15 protein-coding genes are annotated in these 9,992 nt (G+C 62.0%); 2 read left to right on the top strand and 13 right to left on the bottom strand.

The window, feature by feature from the left end; translation table 11 throughout:
* Nucleotides 1-127 precede the first annotated feature (127 nt).
* Together C814_RS11695 and C814_RS11700 are read left to right on the top strand one after the other, a co-directional pair.
* The gene (locus tag C814_RS11695) at nt 128-307 is read left to right on the top strand and encodes a type II toxin-antitoxin system HicA family toxin (RefSeq protein ID WP_016318036.1); all 180 of its coding nucleotides are present in this window, start codon (nt 128-130) and stop codon (nt 305-307) included.
* Between the two features lie 41 nt (nt 308-348).
* A complete protein-coding gene (locus C814_RS11700) occupies nt 349-738 on the top strand; it encodes a type II toxin-antitoxin system HicB family antitoxin (RefSeq protein WP_016318037.1) in 390 nt (129 codons plus the stop codon).
* A gap of 36 nt (nt 739-774) precedes the next feature.
* On the opposite strand, the gene C814_RS11705 is transcribed toward C814_RS11700, so the two are convergent.
* The 13 genes from C814_RS11705 to C814_RS11760 form a co-directional block, all read right to left on the bottom strand.
* Nucleotides 775-1,296, bottom strand: coding sequence for a phage major tail tube protein (locus C814_RS11705; RefSeq protein WP_016318038.1), 522 nt, complete (start codon nt 1,294-1,296; stop codon nt 775-777).
* Nucleotides 1,297-1,309: 13 nt separating this feature from the next.
* Complete coding sequence (locus C814_RS11710) at nt 1,310-2,773, bottom strand: phage tail sheath family protein (protein ID WP_016318043.1); 1,464 nt, start codon at nt 2,771-2,773, stop codon at nt 1,310-1,312.
* Entirely contained in the window at nt 2,774-3,055 is a 282-nt protein-coding gene (locus tag C814_RS11715) for a hypothetical protein (RefSeq protein ID WP_016318044.1), read from the bottom strand.
* Entirely contained in the window at nt 3,040-3,543 is a 504-nt protein-coding gene (locus tag C814_RS11720; RefSeq protein ID WP_016318045.1) for a hypothetical protein, read from the bottom strand. The genes C814_RS11715 and C814_RS11720 overlap by 16 nt, the downstream gene beginning before the upstream one ends.
* Before the next feature lie 4 nt (nt 3,544-3,547).
* Complete coding sequence (locus C814_RS22240) at nt 3,548-4,273, bottom strand: hypothetical protein (RefSeq protein WP_016318046.1); 726 nt, start codon at nt 4,271-4,273, stop codon at nt 3,548-3,550.
* On the bottom strand, nt 4,270-4,635 hold the full coding sequence (locus tag C814_RS11730; protein WP_016318047.1) for a hypothetical protein: 366 nt from the start codon (nt 4,633-4,635) through the stop codon (nt 4,270-4,272). Before C814_RS11730 ends, C814_RS22240 begins: the two co-directional genes overlap by 4 nt.
* A gap of 4 nt (nt 4,636-4,639) precedes the next feature.
* Nucleotides 4,640-4,918, bottom strand: a complete 279-nt coding sequence (locus C814_RS11735) for a hypothetical protein (RefSeq protein WP_016318048.1) — start codon at nt 4,916-4,918, stop codon at nt 4,640-4,642.
* A gap of 12 nt (nt 4,919-4,930) precedes the next feature.
* Nucleotides 4,931-5,260, bottom strand: a complete 330-nt coding sequence (locus C814_RS11740) for a DUF2190 family protein (protein ID WP_016318049.1) — start codon at nt 5,258-5,260, stop codon at nt 4,931-4,933.
* Nucleotides 5,261-5,272: 12 nt separating this feature from the next.
* Nucleotides 5,273-7,231, bottom strand: a complete 1,959-nt coding sequence (locus C814_RS11745) for a prohead protease/major capsid protein fusion protein (RefSeq protein WP_016318050.1) — start codon at nt 7,229-7,231, stop codon at nt 5,273-5,275.
* A complete protein-coding gene (locus C814_RS22245; protein WP_051142443.1) occupies nt 7,131-7,499 on the bottom strand; it encodes a hypothetical protein in 369 nt (122 codons plus the stop codon). The genes C814_RS11745 and C814_RS22245 overlap by 101 nt, the downstream gene beginning before the upstream one ends.
* A gap of 48 nt (nt 7,500-7,547) precedes the next feature.
* The gene (locus C814_RS11750; protein WP_016318051.1) at nt 7,548-8,699 is read right to left on the bottom strand and encodes a phage portal protein; all 1,152 of its coding nucleotides are present in this window, start codon (nt 8,697-8,699) and stop codon (nt 7,548-7,550) included.
* On the bottom strand, nt 8,696-8,917 hold the full coding sequence (locus C814_RS11755) for a hypothetical protein (RefSeq protein WP_016318052.1): 222 nt from the start codon (nt 8,915-8,917) through the stop codon (nt 8,696-8,698). The genes C814_RS11750 and C814_RS11755 overlap by 4 nt, the downstream gene beginning before the upstream one ends.
* Nucleotides 8,914-9,992: terminase gpA endonuclease subunit (locus tag C814_RS11760; RefSeq protein WP_016318053.1), on the bottom strand; the 1,079-nt coding region annotated here is incomplete at its 5' end. The genes C814_RS11760 and C814_RS11755, both read right to left, overlap by 4 nt.

Consider the following 9,992-nt stretch of genomic DNA (forward strand, 5'->3'; position numbering starts at 1 on the left):
CCTGAAACTTCGGTTTGGTTTCTGGAGTCATTGAAATCTCTCCTTTAAAAAATATGTGTTGATACGTGTTTTTTCTATTGACACACGTGCTTGCACGTGCTATAATAGAATCAGGAGGTGAGGAAAGATGAAACGCAAGGACATCGACAAGGCGTTGAAAAAAGCCGGCTGGATCATCTCCCACGGCGGCAGTCACGACCTTGCCACCCACCCCCAGAAGCCGGGGATCAAGATTGCGATCCCCCGACATAAAGAAGTCCCTGAATTTACAGCACGGGGAATTCTGGAGGATGCAGGGCTGAAATAAGCCCTGCACCTCTTCTCAAAAATTTTTAGGAGGTGTATCTCGTGAAATACGCATATCCTGCAATTTTCACCCCGATTGAAGATGGAATGTTTGACGTAAAGGTTCCCGATCTTCCCGGATGTCGTACTTTCGGTACAAATCTGGCCGATGCGGTCTTTATGGCCGAGGATGCTGCATCCATGTGGCTATGGGATGCCGAGAACAAGAAGGAACCTATTCCCGCCGCTACAGAAGTCCCTCAGGTGGAAAGCCCGCAGTTTGTCAGTATTGTTGCAGCGGATACGGACGAATACCGTCGAAGGAATGATTCCCGCGCCGTTAAAAAAACCCTTACGCTGCCCAGTTGGCTGAACGCCCGGGCGGAGCAGGCGGGCGTCAACTTCTCGCAGGTCTTACAGGAAGCCCTGAAAGAACGTCTCGGCGTCCAATAACCCCTTTACAGCCTCCCTTGCCGGGGAGGCTGTTTTTTATGCCTTGCCCAGCGCCCGGCGCACATCTGCCATATAGTCAACGTCCCCGATGATACACCGCATGTTGCGTTTGTCGATCTCCCACAGCCGCTTTCCCTTGCGGTATGCGGCATAGTAATAGACCTCAAACTCCCCGGACACATCCGCGGCCGACATGGGCGCGACCGTCCCCGGCGCGATGCTCTTGGTCTGCACCAGCATGACGTATTTCTCCGCCCACATACCCGACTCCGCCTTCTCGACCTCCCAGAACTCCTCCGCTACCCGCAGGTCGAGCAGATGCTGTCTAGGGGCCGCAAGGCTCGCGGCGGCCTGCGTCACGGTCAGGAAGTTGATGGTCGCGCTCATGGCGTCCACCATACCGATCAGGGGGACGTTCATGTTGCCCATCATCCCCGCGCCACTGATGGACACGGTCGGATAGGCGATGGTGGGCAGCTGTACCTTGGCAACCCCCAACAGGTTCACGCTGTCCTCATAGACTTCCAGATTGATATAGGCTGCTGCCTGCTGACTCATTTACCGTCCCTCCTTATTCGGATAGTGCGGCCTGCACATAGTCCGGGTCATATTCCAGCGTGAAGTCGATCTCCTGCGCCGGGCTGGGCGGCGTGATGTAGATATGGATCCGCAGGATCCCCGCCATGAGATCCAGCAGCGGGTTTTCCTCCGCGAGCATCTCCGCCCGCGCTCCAAGCAGCCGTTCCGCGCTGACCAGCCCTGCCAGCCAGAGGTTGCAGGTATCCAGGATGCTGTCAATCAGCCTCCGGGTCATGGGCTTATCCAGCTTGGACCAGAAGGTTCGGATGAGGGTATTGCCCACCCAGTCGAACACCCGGGAAACCGGGATGAAATAATCCTTGACGTCGGTGTTCGCGGGGTAGCAGCCCACATAGTTGCCCTTGGCCACCCAGCCCATACTCATGAAGTTGAGAGCGGTCACGATCCCGTAGCTTCCGGCAATCAGCTGCACCTGTTCCCAGGTCAGATTGACCTCAGTTCCGTCCGCCAGACAGCAGCCGTCGATCTTGAGCGCCTTGTTGGAGGGCGACTCGTACGGGCATCCGGCGTTCTCGGTGTCCACCTTGGCCATTAGGCCCGCCATCTGGGTGGACAGATGGAACCGGTAATCTCCCAGCTTGACCATTGGCCAGCAGACAACCTGATTTTCGTCGATAAAGTTGTTTTTGTTCTTGTGCCAGGTCAGGCTGGAATATTCGGTACAGCCGTCCGGGCCGGAGTCGATGTCAATAAGCGCCTTGCCGCGGAACAGGCCGTTGATCCCCGCAGCCTTGGTCGCCATGACCGCCGCGACGGTGGACAGATGCGAGTAGCCGGGGGCGCAGATCAGGTCGGGGATCACTCCCACGACGGTCATACATTCGTCGATCACGCCAAGCCCCCGGATGATGTCCTTTTCGTCGATCTGGCCAAACTCCACAACCTGCCCCTCGACATGCAGCGTCTCCGCGGTCTGGTAGTAATCACTGGCGGGCAGCAGCTCGATGATGCAGGCATCCTCGTCCGCGTCGTACAGGACGCTGTAATCCTCATCTTCCACCAGCAGATTGTCCGCCGTGATAACCTTATCCGAATCAGCTTTCTTGACGCAGGTCACAAGCAGCTTGTCATCGTGGACAAACCCGAACGGTATGAAAATCCTGTGCTCCAATACTGCATAGTCCCTGCCTTCCCCGGCTTTCTGCATTCTGGTGTGGTCGAACACGTTGCAGAAGATCACCGGCTGACAACCGAACAGCTGGAAATGGCTGTACATGAATTCGCAGAGGGTGTAGGTTTCCCAGTCGTAGGAGAAGCCCAGCTTTTCCACCGCTTCTGTCCAGCTGGTGCAAAGGACCGGCGTATACGCTTTGCCCGGATTGGACGCCGCGTGCGACGGGGCGACGCCCACCACATACGGGATCCCGGCATCCGTCACGACCGGCGTGCTGAGCGAGGTTGCCTGTTCATACACGTGCACTCCAAGATTGGCCATTTACTTCCCCTCCCTTCCGGCTGCTACCTTCCGGTAGTTTGCATACAGGGCGTTACCGGGCTTTTTGACCTTCAGCCGGGCTTCCGGCAGGGCCGCGCCCGAGACGATCAGGGTTTTTACCAGCGGCTGTTTTTCAATCGCGCGGGCCGCTGCGGCGAGCGCTTCTTCTTTCGTACCCATGTAGATCGTCCCGCTCTGGATCAGCCCCGCAAGGTTGGGGCCAATGTAGCAGTAGAACCCGCCGTCATCCGGCTTGGGTCGGGCCGTTATCTTTCTTGCCATTGCGTCAACTTCCTTTCCACCGACTTTAATTTCCACTGGGAGATCATCTCCCCCGCATAGAACGGGGCAGAGTTCTCGGGATAGATCAAGCTTTCCAGCCCTTCCTGCAAATTCAGGGTGAACTGTTTGCCGATGACCACCTGCTGCATCAGGGCGATCCGCATCCGCTCCATCAGGTTTAGAAGGGCCAGCCCGCCCTCCTGCTCATCCGGGTGGTATACGCAGAATACCGAGCGGACAACAGCGGAGGAATCCGGCCATGGCCTGCCGGGCTGGTGCACATCCTTGCAGGTAATCACCTGGTGCAGAATGTAGGGGGCGTCCCGCATGTAGACTTTGCCGTCCGGCAGGCGGGTCAGGAACACCTTGGCGGGCCGGGGCGCGGGCGGTTCGGTGTCCTCTTCCTGCATCTGCACCGGCAAAATGATATTTTTTGTGGCCTCAAGCGTGAAGGCTTTCAGCTGTTCGAGTAAAAGAATCCTTGTCATTCTGTCACCATCCCCATCCATTCATAAGCGCCATGATTTCATGGTCCAGCTGCTTTTCAAACGCCTGCTCCGCTCCTGCCGTCAGCCTCTCCGAAACCTCCGGGCTGTCCAGCATCTGGGCGACCGAAGGCCCAAACAACTCCTCGATCTCATCCTTGCTGCGGGAGGTCATGCCGCCGGTCCGCTCAAAGATGCCGACATGTCCGGTTTTCATCCGCGCGGCGAACGCGTTCGGGAAGGATTTGGCGGATGTCCCTTTCAGGACATGTCCATAGGCGGGACTGCCGGGATGCAGCAGCCGCCACTTGTCCGGGCCAAACATCACAGGAATCCGGCGGCTGGTATCGTAGGCAGGGTTAATCGGGCCGGATCCGTCGAACCGGTGCAGCGGGATCCGGTACCCGGCGAAGGTGATACATACCTGTACCCCGTTCTGGTAACTGTACCGGACTGAGACATTCTCGTTGGCCCGGATGCCTGCCGCAGCAATCGCGTACCGCTCCCGGATCGCTCGGGTGCTCTCTGTTCGCAGATAGGAGGTTGTTCTGGACAGGGCCCTTTTCATTGCTTTTTCAAGTCCGCCCTCAATACCGGCCAGCAGGCCCGCCGCCCGATCCAGCACATTCTGTCCGGCTGTTACCGTTACGTCAATGTCCGCGCTCGCCGGTCCTTCCCAGGTCCCCCGGCCCGCGGGCCTGCGCGCCTCTCTGCTGATATTATCAAACCTCAATCCTGGATCGCCTCCAGTTCGATGCGCAGCATCCCCATTTCACGGGCCGCTGCTGCAACGTAATAGCGCCGGAAATAGCCGCCGCCACCCTTGCAGTTGTTGATCTGCAAGGGGCAGCCCTGCCTTGGGAGCTTGCCGCCCAGGTCACTCTCGGCGCAGTGAAGAACCGCGCTGACCCGGTGCAGGCCCTGGACGTGGTCGTCCCGGAGCTGTTCCCGCTCTTCGTTCACCGGCCCTTCCAGTACAACGGGAATGTCCTGATAGCTTTCCCCGTCATACCGCACGGTGCGCAGCTCCGCAAACTCCTCCAGATTCAGGAACAGCCCAATGTCCTCCCGCATCTGTTCTTTGAATGTTGGCACCTGCTCACTTCCTTCCCTTGCGGCCGACCGGCAGTTCCTGCACGCCGGGGAGTAAATCTGGCGATTCCTCCGGTTTGGCCTCCTCTGCGGATTCCTGCTCCTTTGGTTCTTTTGTCGGCGGATCGTCTCCCTCGAACCAATCCTCGCTCACATCCATCGCAACCACTCGTTTGCCGTTGCCCGCGGCCACGATCTTCTCTTCCAGCTCCTTGGGCAGACAGACGGTCTTTCCCGCCGGGATCAGGTATCCGTTATGCGTCAATGGACAAAACAACCGGATCATCCTGCCGCCCCCTCACAGCTTGCAGAGCGCGGCCGCGGATTCCGCAGCCTTCGCCTCTGCCGCATATCCCGCGAGGATTGCCCCGCTTGCCGCCTTCGTCGCGGTGAGCCGTTTGTTTTCCGCATCCCACCAGAGTGTCTGCCCCATCTGGAACGCGGTCCCGGTCTCCGCGGGCATCTCATAGACCCCGCTCACCCCGACCGTACCAAGGCTTCCCGCCGGGATGTCGATGCCCGCCACCCCGATCCGCTCTTCGAGCACCACGACTTCCCCGTATCGGATCAGCTCGCTGCCCTCGTTGCGGTAGTTTAAGCTCTCGCCCTTCTGTACAAATTCCGCCATCCGAATCCCTCCTTATGCCTTGCCCGGGTTCTTGAACAGGCCCCGGTAGCCCAGCAGCGTGACCCCCCGGTCGATATAGACCCGGTACTGCACGCCCAGTTCATCAAACGCCATCCGGCTCTCGACGATCGGCGTCTCGCTCCCGTTCAGGTAACAGACCTCGATCGTGTCCGCCATGCGCGGGTCGGCTACAAAGTAGTAGGGCTGCGCACCGCTGTCCACGTCCAGCTCGGCGTCCACAATCAGCCGCATCCGGTTGCGGAACACGTTGGCCACCCCCGAATTGCCGCTCCCCGGGTCGGCCAGCGAGGTCAGCAGCTTTTCAACCTCGGTTTCGTCCGCCGCGCTCGAAAGGATATACGCGGGCGAAAGGTTTAGGTAAGCGTTGTCGCTGATGTCCCGCTGGGTGCGCATCTTTTTACGCGCCTCGGCGAACGTCGCGGTCGAGGGGGCTGCGCCGGTCCCAAGGTTCCGGTGCGCCGCGCTGAACAGCCGGTTCCCGTCGTACATGACCGGGTTCTGCTTCAGCAGGTCGTACACTGCCGTATTGATCCCCCGCTGTGCCGCCAGCGAGAACCGGGTCAGCGTCCGCGACACCAGCCCGATGTCGTCATTGATAAACAACTGGCGGGTAAAGGTGATCTTTCGCCCAAAGGTCAGCAGACGGCGGGTTGCAACCGCTGCATCCGACAGCCGCGCTTCCTTGAGCTCCCCGTTCTGCGGCACCTCGAGCAGCTCGCCCGCCTCGCCGATCTCGTAGAATTCGGTCGGCTTGAAGTCGGACGCGCTCGCCTTGCTGGTCCAGAGCTGGAAGGTGGTCGGGACGGTGTCCCGGCTGTCCAGCACGATCCGGTTGGCCACGTTGGACAGGATCGACACAAACGCGCTGTCCGGCGTCATTGACCGGCGGAACAGCTGCTCCGCGCTCATCCGGTTGGCGTCCTCCACCCCCGACCGGGAGAGGCATTCCACCGCGATCCGCGAGAATGACATTCCCGCGAATTCCCCCGCGCCGTCCGCTGGTTTTTCGGGTGCGTACCCTGCCCGGATCAGCAGGCCGTCCGCTGCCGCCGCCCGCACCTTGTCCAGCTCATCCACCGTAACGCCGGTTTCGCGCCCGATCCCTGCCGCCACCGGGGTCCGCTCCGCCGACAGCCGCTCGAGGATCGCCGCCCGCACCTGATCCACCGTCTGCCCCTCCGACAGGTACTGCGACCGGGTCTTGTCGTCGACCCCGAACCGGGCGCAGAGCGCGTCAATCCGGGTCGTGCGTTCCCGCTCCGCCTGTACCGCCCGTGTCAGTGCCGCATCATCCGGCACAGGGGGCGTAACCGCCGGTACCGGCTCCTGTGTCCTCTGCCCTTCCGCCGGGGTTGTTCCCTCCTGCTTCTCTTTCAATGCCATTTCACATGCCTCCTCCATTGTTCTGCCCACACCGACCGTCGGATCGGCGGGAATTGGTTCCAAGCTGATCTCATGCGGCTGCCACCGGGTCGCGACATACGCAGGCCCCGAAAACCGCCCGTTTGCGCTGGTATCGCCCGCCTTCAGCTGCTGGTACGGGGTCAGCAGCCGGTACCCGATCGACACCCCGCTCAACATCCCCTTTTCCAGCTTGCTTTTGAGCCGGGCGCTGTCCGGGTCGTCCTCGTCCATCTCGATCACCGCCCGGCACTGCCGTTTCTCTTCATCCAGCCACGCCCGCACGATCCTCCCGACCGGCACCAGCCCATAGTTGACGTCCCGACCATGCGCGAAAAGCAGCGCACCGCCCCGGTTTAGGAGCGACAGGTCGACCGCCCCCGCGTCGTGCGAGAGGATTTCCCTGCCGTACCACCGGGCCGCGGGCGTCTCGCTTGAAATCGAGATCTCAAACTGTGCGGGCTGCCCCTCGACCGCCCGGCATTCCAGCTGTGCGCTCCGGTGCGCCAGCTGCCCCGCTGCGGGCGGGCTGTCCATTTGCTTTGCCATCCTTCATCCCTCCGTTGTCGAGCAGCCCCAGCTGCTCCAGATATGCCTGTTCCTGTGCCCGCTGCTCCGCGACCTCCTTCCAGTCGGTCCCGCGGGCCGCGCAGAGCGCCTGCATAGTGGTCTGTCCGGTCTCGAGCGCGATCCGGTTGGCGTTCGCCTCCTTGAGCGGGTCGATCCAGTCCCAGCCGCTGCACAGCCACACATGCTCCTGATACCGCTCCGCGTCCCGTTCGTATCCCGGCAGCTCCAGCCGGCCGCTCAACACCATCCAGTCGAGCCACTCCTCATAGACCGTCTCGCACAGATGGTCGATCAGTCAGGTTTGCAGGCCCCTGTAGGTTTTCTGGTCCTCCAGCAGCCCCTGCCGCGCGGACGAGTAGGTCACCTGCGACATATCCCGCGACGCCACCTCGTAGCTCAGCCCCACGCTGCTGCCCGCCAGCCGCTGGGCGGTGCGCACCAGCGGATCGACTGTCGAGCTGGTGCCTGCCTGCGAGATCGGCTGGACCTCTTCCCCCGGGTTCAGATAGACCACCATCCCCTGCTCCAGCAGCTCGGCCGGCGGTTCCCGGTCCTCTTCCCGCTGCGCCTGCCCGAAGCCTCTGCCCAATCCGGCCAGGCCGCCGCTGAGCGTTCCCTCTGTTTTCTTGATCGCCATCGAAAAATGGCATTGCACCCGCTCCTTCTCCTCCGCCGCGTCCAGCAGCTCGTTGAGGTCGTCCACCCGCCCTACCGACGGTGCGGCCGGGGAGATCTCCCGGATCTGGCTGGTGCGGGTCAGGCAGGACAGATAGCTCACCCGGTCCGCGGGGATGCGGCGGGTTTCGACCGGGAACCCCCACGCGTCATACACCCGGATGTGGTAGGCCAGCGCCCGCCGGTAGTCGTCCACTTCGATCCCGCCGATCACCCGGCGGCCCTCATGCCCCTGTACCGCCGTGTCCAGGTCATCCACCTCGAGCAGCTGGAGCTGGTACCGGCCCTCAAAGTAGGACCGGACAACCAGGATCCCGCCGTCCACCAGCCGTCTCCGCAGGCAGAGCGCCAGCACCTCCCGGAACCCGAACCGGCCGGAAACCTCGCAGCCGCCCGGCCTGCACCACCTGCGCCACAGCCGTTCGATCCGGCTGTTGAGCGTTTCCTCCTCCGTACCGTCCGCGCTTCGGATTTTCGCCTGTAAGACGATCCCACTCCCGATCACGTTTCGCTCGAAGGCGAGCAGCAGGCTGTTCATGACGTCCGAGTTGCGCTCGAGGTCCCGGGCGCGCGCCCGGATGATCTCCCGCGCCCCCTGGTTGGCCTGTTCCCCGGTCGTGTTTGACTGCGCCATCCCCGCGCTGCGGGGGCTGCGGTCGGCTGCCGCGTAGAAGTTCCGCTGTGCGTGCCGCCGCCATGCCTCCCGCTCACAGGCGAGCCTCGGCGCGATCGGCAGCAGCATCCGGTTGAGCAGGCTCATCTTCTGTTTCATCCGCCCCGCCTCCGTCCCAGCACCGCCACCGTATACGCCGGACGTTCCATCCGGCTGATCCGGCCGGTAAGCTGCTCGTATTGCGCATACAGCGTCCCAAGGTCCGCATATTTGAGCGAACGCGACCCCAGCCGGTATTCCTGCGCCCCGTTTTCAATCCGGTTGATCGCTTTCAGCAGGGCCGCGCGCCGCTCCTTGAGTTCCGACAGTTCACTCATACCGATCCCCTCCGTCTAAATGATTTTCCATGCCTGCGGGGCCGCTCCGGACGGCTTTCCGGCTGCGGCGGGGGCTGTTCCGCCTGTGCCTGCCTGCTGTAGATGGTGCGCAGCCCATAGACATCCGCCGCACAGGCCGCGTAGACCTCGCAGTCCAGGTAGTGGTTGTCCCCGCCCGAAACCTTCTGTTCCCACCGGCTGACCAGATGTCCCCGTCTGCGCTCGATCACCTTGTGTTCCGCGGTGATCTGCTCGGCGTATTCCGGGTCGCACCCGTCGTGCAGGAACCAGCCTCCATTCTCCACCTCCCGGAACAACCGGGAAAAGATCATGTCTTTGTAGAAGTCGGTGTCCACCCAGAGCATCAACTGGCCGTCCGCCATCCCGTTGCGCTCGATCCGGCCCGCCCGGTATTTGCTCTGCATCCGGGAGGATGACCCGCGGCTCGCCACCGCCCAGCTGCTGTTGACCGCGCAGAAGTCGAACACCGTGTCGGTCTCGTATCCCGCGTCCACCAGACACAGGTTCACCTGATACTTCCCGCCCTGCGCATCCTCGTACCAGGCGTTCATGACCCGTTCCAGCTCGCCCCAGGAGAACGCCTGCCCATGCGCCACGTTGAAGCTGGTCATATTGACCCGCCACGCCCGCACCGTCCAATAGAGGCACCGCTTCTGCACATCCACCCCGCCGGTCAGCATGACCGTATCGGGCGGAACCCTCCCTGCCGGGTACTGCCCCTGCCGCGTTTCGAGCAGGGTTTCGGCATCCATCTGCCGGTCGATCTCCTTGTACGGCTCGGCCAGCCAGGAGTTGATAAAATTCTGACGCAGCTCGGGCGCGCTTTCGCTCTCGATCCAGCTGGCCGCGATCTCCCCCAGCCGCACCCACGGCGAATAGAATACGTTGAGCCGGAACGCAATCCTGCGGCGGCTCCCGTTAGTATCGACCGCCTTCCACCGGCAGCTCCGGAGCATCTCCGCCCGGTCGGCTTCACTGATAACCGCGTCGCATTCCTCGCAGAGGTAGACCGCCTGGGCCAGCGCCTGATCCGCAGTAGCGCCCTCCGGCCATT

Source organism: Anaerotruncus sp. G3(2012), from assembly GCF_000403395.2.
Lineage (GTDB): Bacteria > Bacillota > Clostridia > Oscillospirales > Ruminococcaceae > Anaerotruncus.

Bases quoted from the DNA above. Each gene is read 5' to 3' on its own strand.
- C814_RS11715 (WP_016318044.1), bottom strand. From the start codon at position 3,055: ATGGCAAGAAAGATAACGGCCCGACCCAAGCCGGATGACGGCGGGTTC.
- C814_RS11750 (WP_016318051.1), bottom strand. From the start codon at position 8,699: ATGAAACAGAAGATGAGCCTGCTCAACCGGATGCTGCTGCCGATCGCG.
- C814_RS11710 (WP_016318043.1), bottom strand. From the start codon at position 2,773: ATGGCCAATCTTGGAGTGCACGTGTATGAACAGGCAACCTCGCTCAGC.
- C814_RS11705 (WP_016318038.1), bottom strand. From the start codon at position 1,296: ATGAGTCAGCAGGCAGCAGCCTATATCAATCTGGAAGTCTATGAGGAC.
- C814_RS11745 (WP_016318050.1), bottom strand. From the start codon at position 7,231: ATGGCAAAGCAAATGGACAGCCCGCCCGCAGCGGGGCAGCTGGCGCAC.
- C814_RS11755 (WP_016318052.1), bottom strand. From the start codon at position 8,917: ATGAGTGAACTGTCGGAACTCAAGGAGCGGCGCGCGGCCCTGCTGAAA.
- C814_RS22245 (WP_051142443.1), bottom strand. From the start codon at position 7,499: ATGGTGTTGAGCGGCCGGCTGGAGCTGCCGGGATACGAACGGGACGCG.
- C814_RS11720 (WP_016318045.1), bottom strand. From the start codon at position 3,543: ATGACAAGGATTCTTTTACTCGAACAGCTGAAAGCCTTCACGCTTGAG.
- C814_RS11695 (WP_016318036.1), top strand. From the start codon at position 128: ATGAAACGCAAGGACATCGACAAGGCGTTGAAAAAAGCCGGCTGGATC.
- C814_RS11740 (WP_016318049.1), bottom strand. From the start codon at position 5,260: ATGGCGGAATTTGTACAGAAGGGCGAGAGCTTAAACTACCGCAACGAG.
- C814_RS11735 (WP_016318048.1), bottom strand. From the start codon at position 4,918: ATGATCCGGTTGTTTTGTCCATTGACGCATAACGGATACCTGATCCCG.